The sequence below is a fragment of the Ruegeria sp. AL3 genome (assembly GCF_056536065.1).
The window spans coordinates 96519-117270 of sequence record NZ_JBQFJG010000002.1 but is presented as its reverse complement, the minus strand read 5'-3'; the positions used below and the strand labels follow the sequence as shown (position 1 = coordinate 117270).

The window sequence follows — 20752 nt, the reverse complement described above, 5'->3', positions numbered from 1 at the left end:
GAAAAATTGATACACTATTGATCTACATCAAAGCGATTGCTACGCAAGAGGAAAGTCAAAGATGTACGGAGCGTGAATCAAATGAGCATCGTCCCCATCACATCCCCCGATCTGGATGCGGCCGAAGTTTCGTGGTTCGCTGCCCTGTGTTCCGATGATTACCAGTTCCTTGGCGTTCCCGACGGTGACCTGCGGTCGAGTTGGGAGCATTGCTCGAACATTGTGAAAGAGGCCGAAGCGCAGGGTTTTCGCAACATCCTCTGCCCGTCCTCCTATCAGGTCGGTCAAGACACGCTGAGCTTTGTCGCCGGCTGCGCTCCGATCACCGACCGGATCAACCTGCTGGCCGCCGTACGCTGTGGCGAGATGCAACCGATCATGCTGGCCCGCACCATCGCAACGCTGGACCACATGCTGAAGGGGCGTTTGACGGTCAACATCATCTCATCCGACTTTCCCGGTGAGAAGGCCGACAGCGCGTTCCGCTATCAGCGCTCGCGCGAAGTGGTGGAGATTCTGAAACAGGCCTGGACGCAGGATGAGATCAATCATGCAGGCGAGGTCTACAACTTCTCGGGCCTGACCACCGACCCGGCCAAGCCATATCAGACCGGCGGCCCGCTGCTTTATTTCGGCGGCTATTCTCCCTCTGCCCTGGACCTGTGCGGCGAGCATTGTGACGTCTACCTGATGTGGCCTGAAACCAAGGATCAACTGGCTGAACGGATGAAGGCCGTTCACGCCGTCGCTGAAAACTGCGACCGCACGCTGGATTACGGGTTGCGTGTCCATATGATCGTTCGCGATACCGAGGCTGAAGCACAGGAATACGCGGATTACATCGTCTCGAAGCTGGACGACGAATATGGTCGCGCTATCCGCGAACGGGCGCTGGATTCGACCTCGCTGGGGGTGGCGCATCAGGCCAGAAACCGCGATCTGGCGGATGAATACGGCTATGTCGAACCCGGTCTCTGGACCGGTGTTGGCCGGGCACGGTCTGGTTGCGGTGCCGCTCTGGTCGGATCGACGGATCAGGTTATGTCGAAGGTCGAGGAATACCAGAAGATGGGCATCCGCGCCTTCATCTTCTCGGGCTACCCGCATCTGGACGAAGCCCGCCATTTCGGCGCTCGCGTGTTGCCGAATTTGAAAACCTGTTCTCTTCCCGAAGCTTACGGAAGGGTTCCCAAAACGACCCCGGCCACACCGCTGGGCAACGGAGAACGCCGCTGATGCAACGTGTGAAACTTTCTGACACGCTGGAGATGAGCCGCCTTGTCTATGGCATGTGGCGGTTGGGCGATGACAGTGACACGTCCGCGGGCCATGTCGAGGCCAAGATTCAGACCTGTCTGGATCAGGGTATCACCACCTTCGATCAGGCCGACATCTATGGCGGCTACCAGGCCGAGGCCGTGCTGGGTGCCGCCCTGCGCGCCAATCCAAACCTGCGTCAGAAGATGGAGATCGTCACCAAATGCGACATCGTCGCGCCGGTTGGCCGTTACGCGGATGCGAAGGTAAAATACTACGACACCTCGCGCGCCCACATTCTGAAATCGGTCGACACGTCGCTGTCGGAAATGGCGATTGACCACATCGATCTGCTGTTAATCCACCGCCCGGATCCCATGATGGACCACCATGAAACCGGTGCAGCGCTGGATGAGGTTGTCGCCAGCGGCAAGGTCGGCGCGGTGGGTGTGTCCAACTTCCGCCCGTGGGATTGGTCGTTGCTGCAATCGGCGATGAATACGCCGTTGGTCACCAACCAGATCGAAATTTCTCTGGGTCAGATCAGCTCATTCACCAACGGTGATTTGGCCTTTCACCAACAGCATGGCCATCCGTTGATGGCATGGTCACCGCTGGGTGGAGGCTTGTTGATGGCCGGAAACCCGCCGGTTGGGGTCGTTGCCGATGAAATCGCAGCCGGGTTCGGCGTAGATCGCGCCGCCGTCGCTGTGGCGTTCCTGCTGGCCCACCCGGCCAACATCCTGCCGGTTCTGGGCACCAACAATCTGGACCGGATCAAACGCGCCTCGGACGCATTGAAAGTCAAACTGGATCGCGAAAGCTGGTTCCGCCTGTACGAGGCGGCACTGGGACATGAGGTACCATGATGAACGCAATCTCAAAGGACATGACTCGCACCTTCACTCCACATAAGGACGACACACGTACCCTGCGCGACGCCTTCGGCCGCTTTGCAACCGGTGTCACCATCGTGACCTGCGACAGCGCGGACGGTCCGGTCTGCATCACCGCCAACAGCTTTTCGTCCCTGTCGCTTGACCCACCGCTGATCATGTGGGCCGGAGACCGCAACTCGCGTCGCTTCCCCTATTTCCACAAGGCCCGCCATTTCAGCGTGCATGTGCTGTCGTCGGACCAGGCCGAGCTGTGCTTCGGCTGCTCGAAAGACGCATTTGCACTGCGGGACATCAGCCACGAGCGCTGTGAGAATGGGACGCCGGTGTTGGCGGATTGCCTTGCGCGGTTCGAATGCGAACAGCACGCGTATCACGATGCAGGCGATCACGTTATTGTGGTTGGAAAGGTTCTCAAGGCCAGCATGTCGGATGGAGACGCGCTGACATTTTATGCCGGGAAACTCGGCCAATTCGCGAAAGTCTAAGCGCGATTTGATGACCGTGGGGGACACCCACGGCTGACCAAGGGAGGATCCGCATGGGCGGACTGGCATCGGTGCTTGCACCGATTGCATTCGTGAACGAAACCGTGCTGCGTCTGGGCCGGGCGTTTGGTGTTGTTGCGATTGCGCTCATGGTGATCGCAATCTTGATCCAGGTGTTTTTCCGATACGTTCTGGGCAATGCGCTGCCGTGGCCGGATGAGGCAGCGCGGTTCTGCATGTTGTGGATGACCGGTCTAATGGCGCCCACCGCCTTTCGGCGTGGCGGCTTTGTGGCCATAGACATGCTGGAACGCTTCCTTCCCCGTATCATCGGTCAAACGCTGAATCTGTTCCTGCTTTTGCTCTCGTTCGCCGTCCTGCTGGTCGCGGTCAATATCGGCTGGTCTGAGGTTACCGGCTTTGGCGGAAAATTCGCCACTGCCGCGCTGTATTTGCCCACCTCTTTCGGGTTCGATGAATGGTATCGCATTCCGCGCAGTTGGATGATGGCATCGCTGCTGGTGGGGATCATCCTGCTGATCTCGGTGAATATCGAGCTGATCCTGCGATCCTTCATCACCTTGCTGGGCGGCGGCCACCTGTTGCCTGAAATTCCTGATGCGGCAGTGGGGGCCGAATAAGTGCTGATCTGGTTCCTGCCCACCTTCCTGATTTTCCTGCTGATCGGCCTGCCGGTCTTTTTTGCTTTGCTGGCGGCGCCCGGTATCCTGCTGTGGCTGAACGGCCAGACGAACGACATCACGTTGCTGTATCGCAATGTCTATAACGGCATGGACAGCTTCCCTCTGATGGCGATCCCCTTCTTCATGCTGGCCGGAGAGCTCATGAACCGAGGCGGCATCACCATCCGCCTTGTCGAGTTTTCGCAGGCTCTGATGGGTCATCTGCGCGGTGGTCTGGCGCATGTGAACGTGCTGAGTTCGATCCTGTTCGCGGGCCTCTCGGGATCCGCCGTGGCGGACACCTCGGCGCTAGGGTCGATGCTGATCCCGGCGATGGAGAAACAGGGCTATACCCGGAAATTCGCCGCCGCGATCACGGCGGCAAGTTCCGTGATCGGGCCGATCATTCCGCCCTCGGGCATCATGATCATCTACGCCTATGTGATGGGCGAAAGCGTGGCCGCGTTGTTCCTTGCGGGGATCGTGCCGGGCGTGATGGTCGGTGTCGGTCTGATGCTGATGATCAAACTGATGGCCGACCGCTATGACTTCCCCGTCGCCAGCCGCAAATACACATGGCCCGAGCGGCGTCAGGCCAGTTTGAAGGCCTTTTTCCCATTGATGACACCGGTCATCATTCTGGGCGGTATTCTGGGTGGTATCTTCACACCGACCGAGGCTGCGGCAGTCGCCGTGGGCTATGCCTTCATCATCGGGTTCTTCATCCTGCGGACATTGACATGGAAAGAGGTCCCCGAGGTGCTCAGCAATGCAGGCATGACTTCAGCCGTTGTTCTGCTGCTGGTTGGTGCTGCGATGGCGTTCAAGACGGTCGTCAGCCTCAGCCATGCGCCGGAACAACTGGCCTCGCTGATCCTCAGCCTGTCAGAAAACCCGCTGATCCTTTTGTTCCTGATCAACCTGCTGCTGTTCATCGTCGGCATGTTCCTGGACGCAGGCCCCGCGATCATCATCCTTGGACCAATCCTTGGACCGATCTTCACCAGTCTCGGCGTCGACCCGATCCATTTCGCCATCATCATGAGCGTCAACCTGACCGTCGGCCTCGCCACCCCGCCAATGGGCCTTGTGCTGTTCGTGGCCGCCGCCGTATCGCGCGAACGGGTTGAAACCATCGCCAAGGCGATCCTGCCGTTCCTGGCGGTCGAAATCATCGTGATTTTCCTGATCACCTACATACCCGCACTATCCATGACGATCCCGAGGATAACGGGATTTGCCAACTAACTGAGTTCCACAGGGAGGAAACGCATGCTCAGAGAATTCATCAAAACCGCAGCGGTGGCCACATCGCTGGTGGCGGCGTCCGCCATGGCTGCGACAGCCGCCGATTATACGCTGCGCGCAACCGCAAATTCGAACGAAAACGATGAGGATTATGACGGTCTGATCGTCTTCAAGAACTATGTCGAATCTGCCTCGAACGGCGCCATCGAGGTTGAACTGTTCATCGGCACGCAGCTCTGTTCGAACGGTGCTGAGTGTCTACAGGGCGTGGCAGACGGCACCATCGACATCTACATCTCGACCTCGGGCGGTGCCTCAGGCATCTTTCCTTACGTGCAGGTTCTGGACCTGCCTTATCTGATGGCCGATGACCGCATTGCCGAGCATGTCCTGTCGGGCGATTTCACCCGCACAATGCGCGACATGGCGCTTGAGGACTCGGGCGGCGCAATCCGTCTGATGACCATCGGCAACACAGGCGGCTGGCGCAACTTTGCCAACACACAGCGCCGCATTGCCGAGCCCGCGGATATGGAAGGTCTGAAAATCCGCACCGTCGTCGCCGACCTGCCGCAGGAACTGGTCAAGGCGCTGGGTGCGTCGCCCACCCCGATCCCGTGGCCGGAACTGTTCACCAGCTTCCAGACCGGTGTCGTTGAAGGATCCAAGAACGGCATCACCGACATCATGGGCATGAAATTCCCGGATGCGGGCCTGCAATACGTAACGCTGGACGGCCACGCCTATATGGGCGCATTGTGGTGGATGAACAACGCCAAGTTCCAGGAGATGCCCGAGGATCTGCGCCGCGTCGTTGTCGACGGGTTTTATGCCCTGCAACAGGCCACTTTCGCCTCCCCCAAGCGCAAGTCGATCCAAGCCTATGAAGATTTCGTCGCCGGTGGCGGAGACCTCTATGTGCTGACACCCGATCAGAAGGCTGCGTTCAAAGAGGCCGCAACGCCAGTCTATGATTGGTTCCAGTCCAACGTTGCGCGTGGCGACGAGATCTTTGCTGCACTGACCGAGGCGGTCGCGGCGGCTGAGGCGGACGTCAACGCCGCTCGTGATGCGGATCTGAAGTGAACGGTTGGGCCGGGCTTTGCGGCCTGGCCCTCACCGAAACGGGTACATCCACCCTTTGTAGTCGTTGACCAGAACATGCGCCTTTTCGATCTGCTCCGGCGACATTTTCTTGACCACTTCCTCAAGGCTGATCGCCGCGTCGGGGTCGCCGCCAATGGCGCTGAGCGTGTACCACATATACGCTCGCACCAGATCGGGCGCGGGCATGCCCAGACCCAATTCATAGTACCAGCCAACGCCCGATTGCGCCCCCGGATGCCCCTTCATCGAGGCGCGCAGATACCATTCAAAGGCCCGTTCGTAATCCTGCTCGACTCCCAAACCCAGCCCGTACATCACGCCGATCAACTCTTCAGCCTCGGCGTTGCCCGAGCGCGCGGCTGGAAGAAGTTCCTCGCGCGCAGCTGCAAACTGTCCGGCTTCCATCATATCGCGGGCTTGTTCCAGTTCAGACAGAGCCGGAGACGCAAATACGCAAAGGGCAAAAACAAGCTGGCGCATGGGATCGTTGCCTTCTTCTGGGTCGGGGCCGCTGTGGCACAGGATTTGCCGCGCCCGCTGACCGATGATGACTTTATCCCCTTTGATATGAAACAGGCCGCCATCGGTCATCAACTGTTTTACGACCCGATCCTGTCAGGCAACCGCAACATCGCCTGCGCCCATTGTCACCACCCGGATTTCGGCACTTCGGACGGGTTGTCGCTGGGCATAGGAGAAGGCGGGCAGGGGTTGGGGCCGGACCGCACACCCGGCACCGGGGCCGACAGAATACGCAAGCGCATCCCTCGGAACTCTCTGGGCCTGTGGAATCTTGCGGCCAAGGACATACACACCGTCTTTCACGACGGCAGGCTGAGCATTTCCGACGTCTACGGCAACGGCTTCAATTCCCCGGCGCAGGAGTGGCTGCCCGAGGGCCTGAACTCCCTGCTGGCGGCACAGGCTCTGTTCCCCCTGACCTCACAATTCGAGATGGCGGGCAATGTGGCCGAAAATGAAGTCACAGGCGCGGTGCATGATCGTATCGACAACGGCTGGCCCATTCTGGCGAAACGCGTCCGCACCGATCCGCGCTATGGTCCGGCCATCGTCGCCGCCTTTGATGAGGTCGAGACGACCGAGGACATCATGATCACGCAAGTCGCCAACGCTCTGGCCGCTTTCATGGCGATCGAGTGGCGTAGCACCGACAGCCCGTTTGACCACTATCTTGCGGGCGACATGAATGCCCTTTCACCTGCGCAAATCGAGGGGATGAGGCTGTTCTACGGAAAAGCCCGCTGCTCCGCCTGCCACCGCGGACCGCTCATGTCAGATCAGAAGTTCCATGCACTGGGCTTGCCACCCTTTGGGCCGGGTCGCACCCGGCAGTGGGATCCCTTCGTCCGGGATGTCGGCCGCATGGGTGAAAGCAACCGCCTTGAGGATGCCTACAGGTTCCGTACCCCGATGCTACGCAATGTTGCCCTGACCGCGCCTTACGGTCACAATGGCGCTTTCCCCGATCTTGAAAGCGTCATTCGCCATCATTTGGATCCGCAGGCCAGCCTGGACAAATGGACCCCTCAAATGGCTGCCTTACCCAAGGTGCCATGGTTGCAAAAAACGGATTTTCTGGTTTGGCAGGACCAATATGAAATGGCACGTCAACGCAAGAAAATTGATATTGATCCGATCCAGCTTGCGGAATTGGAAATCGAAAACCTGATTGCTTTTCTGCATTCGTTGACAGGTCGCAGCGTAGACTCTCCGATATTCGGTGTGCCGAAAGGATTTACTCCTTAGGGTCAGGATGCATTGATTTTCAAAGCGCTGCATGATTCACGGTTCGAAAAACGGAGCGGTGATATGAGCGACCTTTTCTGGCTGACTGACGAGCAGATGGCCAAACTTTCCCCTTTCTTTCCGCGGTCGCATGGCAAGCCACGGGTCGATGACAAGAGGGTGCTGAGCGGGATTATCTTCATCAATCGCAATGGGTTGCGGTGGCGTGACGCTCCCAAAGAATACGGACCGCACAAGACGCTTTATAGCCGGTGGAAGCGTTGGAGTGAGAAAGGTATCTTCGCTCGGATGATGGTCGGCTTGGCAGCCGAACACGGCGAGGAAAAGACCGTGATGATCAACGCGACCTATCTGAAAGCACATCGTACCGCGACCAGCATGGCCGCGAAAAAGGGGGGCGTGGTCGCCTGATTGGCCGAACCAAGGGCGGCATGAATACCAAACTGCATGCTATCTGTGACAGCCAAGGGCGACCGATCAGCCTTTTTGTCACCGCTGGCCAAGTCAGTGACTACATCGGTGCGCGAGCGCTACTGAGCAGTATTCCAGATGTCGACTGGCTGCTCGGGGATCGTGGCTATGATGCAGACTGGTTCCGAGATGCGTTAAAAGACAAAGGGATACGCGCCTGCATCCCAGGTCGAAAGCAACGCAAGACAACCGTGAAGTATGACCAGCGCCGATACAAACGGCGCAACCGTATTGAGATCATGTTTGGTAGGCTCAAGGACTGGAGGCGCGTAGCGACACGTTATGATCGCTTTCCCAAAGTCTTCCTCTCCGCAATCGCCCTCGCAGCAACCGTCATCTATTGGTTTTGAATCCTGACCCTAGGTCCGTTTCGAGCCGATCCTCAACGGCATTATCCGTCCCGGTATGTCGACCTCGCCAGATTGGTTTCGCTTGGGGTGTCCTCACACTCGACTCTTAATCTGCCTCACTCCACAAGGATTTTGAGACGCAAACTTGTATTGCCCTCCTTCCGAGGCCCACGCATAAGCGTGGGTTTTCGTTTTTCTGGATGTAAGCTTGACTTGGGTTGTGTATTTGACAGCAACGACAGAAATGTGATCCGCGCCGGAAGCCGGGCTTTGCACAGTGCGCGTATCTGCGCGCCGTCGGATTAATTAAGCTGAAGACCGTGGCCAAGCGTTCGCAATTTACGACCCCAATGATGGGCTGAGCCGCAAACCTCCAATGCCAGCCACTCAGCGTAGGACCGTCTATCATAAATGGGAGTGACTTGGTGCGCTTGATTTCCTTATTAAGGATCCGCCGCTCGGTGGCTAAAACGCAGTGTACCTGAAAAACGTCCTTAGCCAGATCCAGACCTACATTTCTTCTCCGTAATTGGATGGCTCCTCTCTTTGCAGTCGATAACAACTGCACTTTGGCGCGTTCGATGCCGACGAAGGAGGAACTATCCACCTCATCCGGTAAGGATCGATTACTTCAAAAAGAGCGTTTGAAGTAGCAGTAATTCAGACTGCGAGAAGTAACTTTTGTTGGCGGAAAGGTAAGTTAACTGGTCAAAAGGCAAAATATCTCTGCATTTGACAAGTTGATTTCATTGGTCGGAGTGAGAGGATTCGAACCTCCGACCCCTGCCTCCCGAAGACAGTGCTCTACCAGGCTGAGCTACACTCCGACCGTGGCGGGTGATCTATACGCGGCGGGTCTGATGCGCAAGAGGATTCTGTAATGCGACTACCCGAATCTTTCGATCTCAACACCCAAAAATATATGGCAGCGGACCAATGGGCACGGAACCCGGTGATCTAAGCAGGTCGCCATGTTTATGGTTCGCAAAAACGAGCGTTTACATGTTTGCGTTCTGCTGTTGACCGGCGCGCACAGTGTCCGCCAACTTGTTCACCTCCCCCCCCCCCGCCGGGCAGGTCGCGATGGCACCGGTGTTAAAACGTTGGCTGGATGACAGGCTTGTTGAAAGGCAAGGGAATCGCAACCTTTTGCGGTGGAAACCCTGTGGTTTCTTTGTCCGCTTTCGCCCGCGCAGCCATCGTCATCAATTGGTTGTGAAGCGTCCCAGGCAATCACGGCAAGGGATCTGTTTTGTACAGACGAATTTTGGTTCCACCATGGTCGACGACCGGTCCTGGCGCCAGCAAAGGCAGGCGTGTGGCCCGGGCAAGCCCCGGAGCGCTGGTGATCACGCCGACCCGCCATCCCTGGAACCGGTTCATCAGGGTTTTGCCCATCGCGCCATAGACCGAGCGCAAGCGTCTTTCGTCACCAATTCGCGCCCCGTAGGGCGGGTTCACAATGACCAGCCCCGCAGGACCTTCGGGGGGTTTTATGTCGCTGACGGAACGCTGTTGAAACCGTGTCACGGCACCGACTTGGGCCCTTTCGGCATTGGCAGTCGCCGCGTCAACCGCGCCCGAGTTGCGATCCGAGCCGTAGAAGGTAAGCGCGCATTCCGCCGCCTTCGTTTCCCGTCGCATTTCCTGCCACTGATCAGGGTCAAAGCCCGCCAGGTCCTCGAATGCAAAACCGCGGGAGCGGCCAGGGCGTAGACCCAGAGCGATCTCGGCGGCCTCGATCACGAAGGTACCCGATCCGCACATCGGGTCCAGTACGGGTTCATCGCCCGAGTAGCCACATTCTTTCAGGAACATGGCGGCCATTGTTTCGCGCATTGGGGCCTTGGCAATGGCTTCCTTGTGACCGCGTTTGTGCAACAGCTCGCCGGAACTGTCGACCGAGATCGTGCAGATGTCTTTTTCGATTCGAAGCAACACCCGAAGGTTTGCCTCGGATGAAATCGAGGTGCCCAATGTTTCGGATATTGCCCGCTCGATCCTCTGACGAGCTGCACCGGCGTGATAAATTCTGGATTTGCGGCTGATGGCTTCCACCTTGACCGGCACGTCAGGACGCAAAACGGTGCCCCAAGGAAATTTCCGAGCACGTTTGTCCAATTGGGCAAGGTGCACGGCGGGGAAGCTGCCCAGTCGCACCAGAACCTTGTTGGCGCCGCGCAATGTCAGGTTGGCACGCCAGACCTCGGGCCATGAACCCCGGCATGTTACCCCGCCGGGTACAGTTCTGACCTGCGCGAATCCGTTGAATTGCGCCTCGTCACCAAGAGGCGCCTCGAGGCCCGGCGTGGCAACCAGAAAGATTTCCAAATCTGTGTCTTTTTCCATTCCGGTTGCTTACACTGGAACCTTGGTGGGCGCGATATGCAATTATACGCCATGGATTCAGAAGAAATGACCGATCAATCGCAGGATTGTGTGGTTCATCCTCAAGTTTTGGCGGTAACAGGTTTGCGTTTATGACCTTCCCCGCGTAAAGGGTCCTTGATCGGAAATACGCCTGCGGATTTTGGACCGTTTTCGACGCTTTTGCGACGGAGGCTCGGAAAAACCGCGCTATTGCATGACCCCGAAAGGGCGTTAGCAGAGCTGGCGCAGAAAAGAGGCTTGGAAGAACGTAGCAACATGCAAACTTTCAAACTGAAAAAGGGGCTGGATCTGCCGGTGGAAGGCGCTCCTGACCAGACCATTCACCCGGGCCCGGAATACGCGACCGTTGGCGTCCTGGGCGGTGACTACATCGGCCTGAAACCCAAGATGCTGGTGCAGGAAGGCGACAGCGTCGTACGTGGCGCGCCGCTGTTCTGTCACAAGAACGCGCCTGACGCGATGATGGTCGCACCGGTAAGTGGCAGGGTCGTCGCGATCAACCGTGGTGCCCGTCGGGTGCTGCAAGGCGTCGTGATCGAAGTGACAGATGTCAATGACACCGGTGTTGATTTCTCGGGCATAGGGGATGCCGACAGCGCCGAAGGCGTGACGGCCAAGCTGTGCGCCGCCGGCTTGTGGACGTCGTTCCGCACGCGCCCCTATTCAAAAATGCCGAACCCCGGCGTCAAACCGGATGCGATCTTTGTCACCGCCATGGACAGTGACCCGCTGGCCGCTGACGCTGCCACGATCATTGCCGAGGCGCCCGAAGAATTTACCGCCGGTTTGGCGGCAGTCAGCACATTGACCGAGGGCAAAACCTATCTTTGCCAAAAAGAGGGTGACACGATACCCGGCGCAGATGTCGCCGGTGTCGAAGCTGCATCTTTCGCAGGCCCGCACCCATCGGGGCTGGCCGGAACGCATATTCACTTCCTCGAACCCCTTGCAGGCGACAAGCAGGTCTGGACCATCGGGTATCAGGATGTCATCGCTATTGGTCGCCTGATGCTGACCGGCCATCTGGATCCGAATGTCGTGATTGCCCTGACGGGGCCGGGTGCGCGTCAACCACGTTTGATCCGTACCGTGATGGGCGCATCAACTGACGATCTGATCCGCGACGAAGTCGATGTGGACGGCACGCCCCGCATCATTTCGGGTTCGATCCTGTCGGGCCGGCACGCTGAGGGCCCGACCGCCTATCTGGGCCGGTTCGCGCGTCAGATCAGCATCATCCGTGAAGATCCCGATCAAATCCCGTTGGGCTGGATTCGTCCGATGCCGTCGAAATACGCGGTCCAGCCTGTATTGGGTTCGGCATTCGCCAAGAAGCTGTATGCGTTCACCTCCAATCTGAACGGCGGGCGTCGGGCCATGGTGCCCACAGGTGTTTTCGAAGACCTGATGCCGCAGGACTATCTGCCCACTCAGTTGCTGCGGGCGCTGCTGGTAATGGATACGGACACTGCCCAAGCCCTGGGTGCGCTGGAGCTGGACGAAGAGGATCTTGGCCTTGTGGGCTTTGCCTGTCCGGCAAAATATGAATACGGGCTGGCGCTGCGCGACTGCCTGAGCAAAATTGAAAAGGAGGGCTGAGCCGAATGGGTTTGCGCAGCTTCTTTGACAGGATCGAGCCGAACTTTACCAAGGGCGGCAAGTACGAAAAGTACTTCCCCATCTACGAGATGGTGGAAAGCTTCATCTACACTCCAAAAACCGTGACCACGGTGGCGCCGCACGCGCGGTCCTATGTGGATATGAAGCGGATCATGACCTATGTCGTGATCGCGACGATCCCCTGCATCCTGTGGGGGATGTGGAACACCGGCTATCAGGCAAACTCTGCGATTGCTTTGCTGGGTCCGGAATCGGCCACCGGCTGGCGGATTGCTTTGTTGCAGATGTTCGGGATTTCGCTGGACCCGTCCAGCATCTTTGCCAATGTCATGCATGGTCTGATGTATTTCCTTCCGATCTACATCGTCACGCTGGTCGCGGGCGGTATCTTCGAGGTCATCTTTGCCACCGTGCGCGGCCATGAGGTGAACGAAGGCTTCCTAGTTACATCAATGCTTTACACGCTGATCATGCCTGCTACGACGCCCCTGTGGCAGGTGGCATTGGGCATCATCTTCGGCGTTGTGATCGGTAAGGAAGTGTTCGGGGGCACCGGCAAGAACTTTCTCAACCCCGCGCTTGTGGGGCGGGCGTTTTTGTATTTCGCCTATCCGGCGCAGATGTCGGGGGATGCGGTCTGGACACCCGTTGACGGGTTCTCGGGCGCAACTGCATTGGGCGTGTCTGCGGCCGACGGCGTGCAGGCGCTGGCCGCTGAAGGCATCACCTGGTCGAGCGCGTTTTTCGGCACCATTCAGGGCAGCTTTGGCGAAACATCGACGCTGGCCTGCATGATCGGTCTGGCTTTCCTTCTGATGACCAGGATCGCCAACTATCGCCTGATTGTGGGCTGTCTGGCGGGCACCATCGGCTTTACCCTGCTGCTGAACCTGATCGGATCGGATACCAACCCGATGTTCGCGATGCCATGGTACTGGCATATCGTGTTGGGCGGTTACGCTTTCGGGCTGGCCTTTATGGTGACGGAACCGGTTTCCGCCAGCCACACCAATGTAGGGCGTTATATTTATGGCGCTCTGATCGGTGTCATGGTCGTGATGATCCGCGTGATCAACCCGGCTTTCCCCGAAGGCATGATGCTGGCAATCCTGTTCGGCAACGTCTTTGCACCGCTGATCGACTATTTCGTCGTGCAAGCCAACATCAAACGGAGGGCGCGTCGCCATGTCTGATACGCAATCCCCAGATCAAAACGAGGCACCCAAGGGCGCATTAGCCAAATTCCTGGCGGCGTCGCCGGATTCTGTTGGCAAGACGATCTTCATCGCCGTTGCCGTCTGTCTGGTCGCCTCGATGGTTGTGTCCGCGGCCGCAGTCAGCCTGCGCCCGGTGCAAGAGGCCAACCGGCTGAAGGACAAACAGGTAAACGTTCTGCAAGTTGCGGGCGTGTTCGAGCCGGGCATCGACGTGACAGAGGCTTTTGCCGCCTTCGAACCACATGTGCTGGAGCTGTCCACAGGCACCTTCGTCGATGATCAGTTTGATCCGACCACATTTGACGACATCGCCGCCGCTAGCGATCCTGAGCTGAGCGTCGCGTTGGACAATGACCCCGCCGGTATCGGCCGCAAATCCAAATACCGTGTTATCTATCTGCTGCGCGATGATGCAGGTGATCTGGACAAGGTGATCCTGCCTCTGCACGGATACGGCCTGTGGTCGACGCTCTATGGATTTATCGCGCTTGAAAACAACGGCAACGATATCTACGGCCTGCAATTCTATCAGCATGGTGAAACTCCGGGTCTTGGGGCCGAGGTGGACAACCCACGCTGGAAAGCCCTGTGGAACGGGAAAAAGCTGCGCGACGAAGCAGGTGATCTGCAAATCACCGTTGCCAAATCGCAGCCCGCAGCCGGGCCAGATTTCTATGTGGATGCGTTGGCGGGGGCCACGCTGACGTCGGTCGGCGTCGATAACCTTGTGAAATTCTGGATGGGCGATGCGGGCTATGGTCCCTTCCTGGCCAAACTTCAAGCAGGAGAGATTTGATGTCCCAGACCAAGAAAGAGATGCTGGTCGACCCGCTTGTCGACAACAATCCGATCACATTGCAGGTGCTGGGCATCTGTTCAGCACTTGCGGTGACATCATCGTTGCAAGTGTCGATGGTGATGGCGCTGGCGGTGATCTTCGTGACCTCGTTTTCGTCGTTCTTCATTTCGTGCCTGCGCAACCAGATCCCCGGTTCGATCCGGATCATCGTTCAGATGGTGATCATCGCGTCGTTGGTGATCTTGGTGGACCAGATCCTGAAAGCCTATGCTTTCGAGATTTCGAAAACCCTGTCGGTTTTCGTCGGCCTGATCATCACCAACTGCATCGTGATGGGCCGCGCCGAGGCGTTTGCGATGAAGAATCCGCCGGTTGCGTCCTTTATCGACGGAATGGGCAACGGCATGGGCTATGGTCTTATCCTGCTGCTGGTCGGCTTCATTCGCGAGCTGTTTGGCGCGGGGTCGCTGTTCGGCGTTACCATTCTGGAAACCGTCAACAATGGCGGCTGGTACGTGCCCAACGGCATGCTGTTGCTGCCGCCCTCGGCGTTCTTCATCATCGGTCTGATCATCTGGGCCTTCCGCACCTGGAAGCCGAACCAGGTGGAAGAGCGTGAATACAAAATTCAGCAGGTAGAGGCCCACTGATGGAAGGTCTGATCTCACTGGCCGTAAAGGCCATCTTTGTCGAAAACCTTGCGCTTAGCTTCTTCCTGGGGATGTGTACCTTCATCGCCGTGTCCAAGAAGATTTCGACAGCGCTGGGTCTGGGGATTTCGGTCATGGTCGTGCAGGCCATCACCGTGCCTGCCAACAACCTACTGCTGAACTACTTGTTGAAACCGGGCGCGCTGGCCTGGGCCGGGTTCCCGGATGTAGACCTGACCTTCCTTGGCCTGATTTCCTATATCGGCGTGATCGCGGCGATGGTTCAGATACTCGAGATGGTTTTGGACAAGTATTTCCCACCGCTTTACAACGCGTTGGGGATCTTTCTGCCACTGATCACGGTGAACTGCGCCATCCTTGGCGGGTCGCTGTTCATGGTGGAGCGTGACTATAACTTTGCCGAGGCGGCGACTTATGGCTTGTCTTCCGGTTTTGGCTGGGCACTGGCAATCACCGCAATGGCCGGAGTCCGGGAAAAGCTGAAATATTCAGACATCCCCGATGGTCTGCAAGGTCTGGGCATCACTTTCATTACCGCAGGTCTGATGGCTATGGCCTTCATGTCCTTCTCGGGCGTGAAACTGTAAGGGGGCGTTGATGGAAACCTTTACCTTAGGCGTAGCTCTTTTCACCGCAATCGTTCTGGCATTGGTGGCCATCATCATGGCCGCCCGATCCAAGCTGGTATCGACCGGAAACGTCAACATTACGATCAACGGCGAAAAGACCATTTCCGTTCCGGCAGGTGGCAAGCTGCTACAGACGCTGGCTGCCGAGAAGCTGTTCGTTCCTTCGGCCTGCGGTGGCGGCGGCACCTGTGCGCAGTGTCGGGTGCGGGTGCATTCTGGGGGCGGATCGATCCTGCCGACCGAAGAAAGCCATATCACGAAACGTGAAGCGTCATGTGGTGATCGCCTGTCTTGCCAGGTGGCGGTCAAGCAGGACATGGATATCGAAGTTCCGGAAGAAGTCTTCGGCGTCAAGAAATGGGAATGTACCGTTCGGTCGAACGAAAACGTAGCGACCTTCATCAAGGCGTTGATCCTGGACCTGCCCGAGGGTGAGGATGTGAACTTCCGCGCCGGTGGCTACATCCAGATCGAAGCACCTGCACACCAGTTGAAATACACGGATTTCGACATTGAAGAGGAATATCGCGAGGATTGGGATCGCTTCAATCTGTGGCAATATGAATCGGTGGTGACCGAACCCATCGAGCGCGCCTATTCGATGGCCAACTACCCGGACGAAAAGGGCATGATCATGCTGAACGTCCGCGTGGCCTCGCCGCCACCGGGGTCCGAAGGCATTCCGGCGGGTCAGATGTCGTCTTACATCTTCAACCTGAAGCCGGGTGATAAGGTCACCATTTCAGGCCCATTCGGCGAGTTCTTTGCCCGCGAAACTGACAAAGAGATGGTCTTTATTGGCGGAGGCGCCGGTATGGCCCCAATGCGCAGCCATATCTTTGATCAGCTCAAGCGTCTTCAGAACCGCAACCGCAAGATCAGCTTCTGGTACGGTGCGCGGTCGAAGAAAGAGATGTTCTTTGTCGAAGATTTCGACAGTCTGGCTGAAGAATTCGACAATTTCGAATGGCATGTGGCCTTGTCGGACGCGCAGCCCGAGGACAATTGGAAAGGCTATACCGGCTTCATCCACAACGTATTGTTCGAAGAGTACCTCAAGAATCATCCCGCGCCTGAGGATTGCGAATACTACATGTGTGGTCCGCCAATCATGAACCAGTCGGTCATCAACATGCTGCTGGATCTGGGTGTGGATCGTGAAGACATCATGCTCGACGATTTCGGCGGGTAAGGAACAAAAAAGAACCGGCGTTGAAGACGCCGGTTCTTTCATTTGGCGGTAAGCCTGCGTTATTTTCCGTAATACTCTCGATACCACGCGACGAATTGTGTGATACCGTCTTTCAGATCTGTCTGGGGGCGATAGTTCGTCAGTCTTTGTAGCAGCCGATTGTCCGCCCAAGTGGCATGAACATCACCCATCTGCATCGGCATGAAATTCTTGATCGCCTTCTGCCCCACGGCCTGTTCGATGGCTTCGATGAAATCCATCAGGCGCACTTTTTCGCCGTTGCCGATATTCACGATGCGATAGGGCGCGACGGGCGACAGGCTGTCTCCGTCCTCGATATCCTCACGGCTGGCTGGCCGCACCGGAGGCACATCGATCAGCAATCTGATGCCGCGTACAAGGTCCTGGACATGGGTGAAATCCCGGTACATGTCGCCGTGATTGTAAATGTCGATCGGGCGACCATCCAGGATGGCGGCGACAAATTTGAAATACGCCAGATCCGGTCGTCCCCAGGTGCCGTAGACGGTAAAGAAGCGGAACATGGTCGTCGGCAAATCCCACAAATGGGCATAGGAATGCCCCATCGCCTCATTCGCCTTTTTTGTCGCGGAATAGATGGTAAGCTGGGTGTCGGCTTTTTCCGTCTCGGTGAAGGGCATGTCCTCGTTGGCACCGTAGATGGAGGAGGTCGATGCCATCAAAAGATGATCCACCTTATGTTGCCGTGCAATTTCCATCACGTTGAATGTTCCAACGACATTCGATTCAACATAGCTGCGGGGATGTTCCAAACTGTGTCTCACACCGGCCTGAGCCGCCAGATGAACGATGACTTCCGGCTGAAATTCTTCGGCGACCTGCATCAACCGATCAAAATTTTCCAACCGATCCTCGGTTGCCGTGAACCCGGGTGTCTGAAGCAGAATTTGATGCCGACGCTGTTTCAGGACCACATCATAGTAATCCGTCATCCCGTCGTATCCATGCACGCGGAACCCTTCCTCTAACAGCCGCTTTGCCAGATGGAACCCGATGAACCCCGCAGAGCCCGTAATCAAAACCCGTTTCATAGAACCCTCAAAACGCCCTGCACGATCATCGCTGAACAAAAGGTTCTTCCCGTGATGCCGGGTCAAACATTTTGAACTGCGCCGAAGGTCATATCGAACATCCAGACGTCATTGGTCAACTCTTTGCTGATTCAATCAGATGCTCATTGCCGCCAATGGGCGAGAAGGATAGGGATCAACGTGTATGATTACGAACTGGATCAGACGGTGGTTCGACCGCACGGCGGGGCGGACAACGAATGCAGTGTCTTGCGACATCGCTCCGGCCGAGAAAGTGACGGCCGTGGGCGATATCCACGGTCGTCTGGACTTGTTGCAGGCGTTGTTGCCCAGACTGGACGATCAGAGCTTGCTGGTCTTTGTCGGAGATTACATCGACCGAGGGCCATACAGCGCGCAGGTGCTGCGCCACCTGTTTCACCTGAGCGAGACGTCAGGAGGACGCGTTCAGTGTCTTCTTGGAAACCACGAAGAGTTTCTGTTGCAATTCCTGGAGGTGCCGGAAGGCAACGCCCGGCTCTGGTTTCAAAATGGGGGTGTGCACACGTTGGCGTCTTTCGGGCTGAAACCGCCCGGGGATATCGACAACTACCAGCAGGTTCGAAAACTGGCGGATGATCTTCGCCTGAAGATGGGGGAAAGCCTGATCAACTGGCTAGCTGACCGGCCTTTGACCTGGACTACCGGCAACGTCACATTCGTTCATGCGGCGCTGGACCCCCGACATCCGACTGAGGCCCAGGATCGCCAGATTTGTCTTTGGGGACATCCCATGTTTCCCAGGCTGGCCCGCAGCGATGGCCAATGGGTGGTGCATGGCCACACCATCATGGACCTGCCCCGGATCAGGAACCGGGTGGTATCGGTTGACACGGGCGCATTCGCTTCGGGTCGTTTGACAGCCGCCGAGATCAACGCCGGAAGTGTTCGGTTCACCTCGACCGGATGAACAGTGGGCCTTTAACCGACGATCATTTGCTTCATGCGAAGCGCTTCATATTCCAACTCTTTGAGACGGAAGTGGACAACGTCTCCGATCGTGATGACGCCGCACAAATTGCCGTCGCGCAGCACCGGCATATGGCGAAAACGACCCTCGGTCATTGTTTTCAGAACTTCATTCAGCAGATCATCCGGTGTGCAGGTCTTAACATCCCTGGTCATGAGGTCTTCGACCGATTGCGGAAGGGTCTGGCCGGGTGTATCTGCCATGCGCCGAACGATGTCGCGTTCTGACAAAATCCCCTGCAATGCCCCGTTCTGATCCGTCACGAGAACAGCACCGATCCGCTTTTCCTTCAGCGTGTTGACCACGGAATGGATCGTGTCATTTGGCCGCACCGAAAACACCGCGTCCCCTTTACCTTCAAGCAGCCTGGCCACGGTTGTCTGCGAATGCGACAGGTTCGATTCCGCAGACTGGCTGTACGTCGTCTTGTCAGCCTTGTCGCCACGCGAAGGCGACTGGTAAGAGGTTGGAGCCATGGGCAATCTCCTTGTGGTTCTTGCAAAGTCTTTCCCTTTCACCTTAGCGCAGCTAAACGACCTGTATAGGGTGCAATTGCGCCGATCGGCAAAAACGCAGGCCGGAAAGGACGTTCAAGCCATTGAGTGAACTCTATCTTACGCCACCCATAGCGGCATTGATCTTCTTTGCCGTTGTTGTTTGTGGCCACAATTTCCGCATGGCGTGGAAGCAACAGCCGCCGGGTTGGCAAAAACGTGCGTGGTTGTTCGGCGTGCCGGCGGGGGTCGGCCTTTTGGTGCTGGGTTTCCTGCCGCTGAAGATGTGATCGCAGTTTGACTCTGGCGGGGGCCACTGGCATATGCCGGGCACAGAATTTCCCGGAGATCGCCGATGCGTCTTTTGCCTTTACTGGCCGTTGCCACCCTCCTTTCCGGCTGTTTGTTCGACAAAGAACCCGAGGTGGTTCGTCTGTCGGGCGAAACAATGGGCACGACCTTCAACATAACCGCGATCGGCGAAGATCTTGATGAGGCCGCATTGGCCGCGGCCGTCGAAGAGACGCTGGCCGAGGTGAACGCCAAAATGTCCAATTGGGATCCAGAATCCGAGGTGTCCGTCTTTTCCGCTTCAACTAGCACAGCCCCCGTTCCGGTCTCGGACGAACTCGCACTGGTCCTTTCGGCCGCCAATGACGTGCACGAAAAAACCGGTGGGACTTTTGATGTAACTCTGGGCCCGCTGATCGAACTTTGGGGCTTTGGCCCACGCAAGCCCGAGGATCCAGTGCCATCGGATCCCGAAATCGAGACCGCGTTAAGCGGCGTCGGGCAGGCCCGTTTGCTGACGCTCGACACCGAAGCCGGCACGCTGTCGAAGGCTGATCCGCAGGTGGGCATCAACCTGTCGGCGATCGCAAAGGGCTATGGCATCGATGCGGTTGCCGGCGCTTTGCAGGATGCTGGTATCGACGATTACCTTGTCGAGATCGGCGGTGATCTTGTTGCCAAAGGCAAGAATGAGCAGGGCGAAGCCTGGCGCATTGGCATCGAAAAGCCTGAAACGGGCGCTCAGAGCATTCAACTGATCGTTTCCCTGGATGATCGCGGCATGGCCAGCTCGGGCGACTACAAGAATTTTTTCGAACAGGACGGTGTGCGGTATTCGCATATCATCGATCCGACAACGGGACGCCCGATTACACATCGCACGACTTCTGTCACGGTTCTTGCGGAAAACGCAATGTTGGCGGATGCCTGGGCAACGGCCATGCTGGCTTTGGGTCACGAGAAGGGAATGGACATTGCGGAAAAGTATAAACTTGCCGTGTACTTCATTTCGCGGGATGTGACAGGCGGCGAAGATGCCTATATTACGTCGCACAGCACCGCGTTCAAAGACGCTTTGGGAACCAACTGACAGGCAGGA

General features: G+C 57.3%; 21 protein-coding genes and 1 tRNA gene. 17 read left to right on the top strand and 5 right to left on the bottom strand.

Annotation, left to right across the window (positions count from 1 at the left end; translation table 11 throughout):
* The first annotated feature begins 81 nt into the window (after positions 1–81).
* From ACR3E6_RS16915 to ACR3E6_RS16890, 6 genes are read left to right on the top strand one after another with little or no spacing between them, the layout of a single operon-like run.
* Complete coding sequence (locus tag ACR3E6_RS16915; protein ID WP_480488289.1) at positions 82–1236, top strand: LLM class flavin-dependent oxidoreductase; 1155 nt, start codon at positions 82–84, stop codon at positions 1234–1236.
* On the top strand, positions 1236–2126 hold the full coding sequence (locus ACR3E6_RS16910) for an aldo/keto reductase (RefSeq protein WP_480488287.1): 891 nt from the start codon (positions 1236–1238) through the stop codon (positions 2124–2126). Before ACR3E6_RS16915 ends, ACR3E6_RS16910 begins: the two co-directional genes overlap by 1 nt.
* Positions 2126–2641: a flavin reductase family protein gene (locus tag ACR3E6_RS16905; RefSeq protein WP_480488285.1), complete on the top strand. Its 516-nt coding sequence runs from the start codon at positions 2126–2128 to the stop codon at positions 2639–2641. The genes ACR3E6_RS16910 and ACR3E6_RS16905 overlap by 1 nt, the downstream gene beginning before the upstream one ends.
* Positions 2642–2694: 53 nt before the next feature.
* A complete protein-coding gene (locus tag ACR3E6_RS16900) occupies positions 2695–3282 on the top strand; it encodes a TRAP transporter small permease (protein ID WP_171638394.1) in 588 nt (195 codons plus the stop codon).
* Entirely contained in the window at positions 3283–4572 is a 1290-nt protein-coding gene (locus ACR3E6_RS16895) for a TRAP transporter large permease (protein ID WP_152460165.1), read from the top strand.
* Between the two features lie 24 nt (positions 4573–4596).
* Complete coding sequence (locus ACR3E6_RS16890) at positions 4597–5658, top strand: TRAP transporter substrate-binding protein (RefSeq protein WP_152460164.1); 1062 nt, start codon at positions 4597–4599, stop codon at positions 5656–5658.
* Between the two features lie 30 nt (positions 5659–5688).
* Here ACR3E6_RS16890 and ACR3E6_RS16885 read toward each other — a convergent pair whose 3' ends face one another.
* Positions 5689–6159 carry a tetratricopeptide repeat protein gene (locus ACR3E6_RS16885; RefSeq protein WP_210092967.1) on the bottom strand — a complete coding sequence of 157 codons (471 nt, stop codon included), beginning with the start codon at positions 6157–6159 and terminating at the stop codon, positions 5689–5691.
* A gap of 33 nt (positions 6160–6192) precedes the next feature.
* Between ACR3E6_RS16885 and ACR3E6_RS16880 the strand changes: the two genes are divergently transcribed.
* Together ACR3E6_RS16880 and ACR3E6_RS16875 are read left to right on the top strand one after the other, a co-directional pair.
* Positions 6193–7446: a cytochrome-c peroxidase gene (locus ACR3E6_RS16880; protein WP_480488283.1), complete on the top strand. Its 1254-nt coding sequence runs from the start codon at positions 6193–6195 to the stop codon at positions 7444–7446.
* A 63-nt stretch (positions 7447–7509) separates the two neighbouring features.
* Positions 7510–8267 (top strand): IS5 family transposase gene (locus ACR3E6_RS16875; RefSeq protein ID WP_480488281.1). Its coding sequence is split into 2 segments (ribosomal slippage): positions 7510–7834 and positions 7834–8267, totalling 759 coding nucleotides; the frame shifts between segments, so codons are not numbered across the junction.
* Between the two features lie 750 nt (positions 8268–9017).
* On the opposite strand, the gene ACR3E6_RS16870 is transcribed toward ACR3E6_RS16875, so the two are convergent.
* Positions 9018–9094, bottom strand: a tRNA-Pro gene (locus ACR3E6_RS16870).
* 406 nt (positions 9095–9500) lie between these two features.
* On the bottom strand, positions 9501–10616 hold the full coding sequence (locus tag ACR3E6_RS16865; RefSeq protein WP_171636244.1) for a THUMP domain-containing class I SAM-dependent RNA methyltransferase: 1116 nt from the start codon (positions 10614–10616) through the stop codon (positions 9501–9503).
* A gap of 297 nt (positions 10617–10913) precedes the next feature.
* On the opposite strand from ACR3E6_RS16865, the gene ACR3E6_RS16860 reads away from it, so the two are divergent.
* The 6 genes from ACR3E6_RS16860 to nqrF are packed head-to-tail and all read left to right on the top strand — an operon-like array spanning position 10914 to position 16786.
* Positions 10914–12257, top strand: coding sequence for a Na(+)-translocating NADH-quinone reductase subunit A (locus ACR3E6_RS16860; RefSeq protein WP_480488279.1), 1344 nt, complete (start codon positions 10914–10916; stop codon positions 12255–12257).
* Positions 12258–12262: 5 nt separating this feature from the next.
* Complete coding sequence (locus ACR3E6_RS16855; RefSeq protein ID WP_480488277.1) at positions 12263–13471, top strand: NADH:ubiquinone reductase (Na(+)-transporting) subunit B; 1209 nt, start codon at positions 12263–12265, stop codon at positions 13469–13471.
* Complete coding sequence (locus tag ACR3E6_RS16850; RefSeq protein WP_171636238.1) at positions 13464–14291, top strand: Na(+)-translocating NADH-quinone reductase subunit C; 828 nt, start codon at positions 13464–13466, stop codon at positions 14289–14291. The genes ACR3E6_RS16855 and ACR3E6_RS16850 overlap by 8 nt, the downstream gene beginning before the upstream one ends.
* Complete coding sequence (locus ACR3E6_RS16845; protein ID WP_152460184.1) at positions 14291–14944, top strand: NADH:ubiquinone reductase (Na(+)-transporting) subunit D; 654 nt, start codon at positions 14291–14293, stop codon at positions 14942–14944. Before ACR3E6_RS16850 ends, ACR3E6_RS16845 begins: the two co-directional genes overlap by 1 nt.
* Positions 14944–15552: an NADH:ubiquinone reductase (Na(+)-transporting) subunit E gene (nqrE, locus tag ACR3E6_RS16840; protein ID WP_050603817.1), complete on the top strand. Its 609-nt coding sequence runs from the start codon at positions 14944–14946 to the stop codon at positions 15550–15552. Before ACR3E6_RS16845 ends, nqrE begins: the two co-directional genes overlap by 1 nt.
* 10 nt (positions 15553–15562) lie before the next feature.
* Positions 15563–16786, top strand: coding sequence for an NADH:ubiquinone reductase (Na(+)-transporting) subunit F (gene nqrF, locus ACR3E6_RS16835; protein ID WP_480488275.1), 1224 nt, complete (start codon positions 15563–15565; stop codon positions 16784–16786).
* Between the two features lie 59 nt (positions 16787–16845).
* On the opposite strand, the gene ACR3E6_RS16830 is transcribed toward nqrF, so the two are convergent.
* Positions 16846–17859 (bottom strand): NAD-dependent epimerase/dehydratase family protein, encoded by a 1014-nt coding sequence (locus ACR3E6_RS16830; protein ID WP_480488273.1) that lies wholly within the window; start codon positions 17857–17859, stop codon positions 16846–16848.
* A gap of 184 nt (positions 17860–18043) precedes the next feature.
* On the opposite strand from ACR3E6_RS16830, the gene ACR3E6_RS16825 reads away from it, so the two are divergent.
* Positions 18044–18808 carry a metallophosphoesterase family protein gene (locus ACR3E6_RS16825; RefSeq protein WP_480488271.1) on the top strand — a complete coding sequence of 255 codons (765 nt, stop codon included), beginning with the start codon at positions 18044–18046 and terminating at the stop codon, positions 18806–18808.
* An 11-nt stretch (positions 18809–18819) separates the two neighbouring features.
* On the opposite strand, the gene ACR3E6_RS16820 is transcribed toward ACR3E6_RS16825, so the two are convergent.
* On the bottom strand, positions 18820–19344 hold the full coding sequence (locus ACR3E6_RS16820) for a CBS domain-containing protein (RefSeq protein ID WP_171636230.1): 525 nt from the start codon (positions 19342–19344) through the stop codon (positions 18820–18822).
* 158 nt (positions 19345–19502) lie between these two features.
* Here ACR3E6_RS16820 and ACR3E6_RS16815 point away from each other — a divergent pair, with 158 nt between their 5' ends.
* The gene (locus tag ACR3E6_RS16815; protein ID WP_480488269.1) at positions 19503–19652 is read left to right on the top strand and encodes a hypothetical protein; all 150 of its coding nucleotides are present in this window, start codon (positions 19503–19505) and stop codon (positions 19650–19652) included.
* A gap of 65 nt (positions 19653–19717) precedes the next feature.
* Positions 19718–20743 (top strand): FAD:protein FMN transferase, encoded by a 1026-nt coding sequence (locus ACR3E6_RS16810; protein WP_480488267.1) that lies wholly within the window; start codon positions 19718–19720, stop codon positions 20741–20743.
* The last annotated feature ends 9 nt before the right edge of the window (positions 20744–20752 follow it).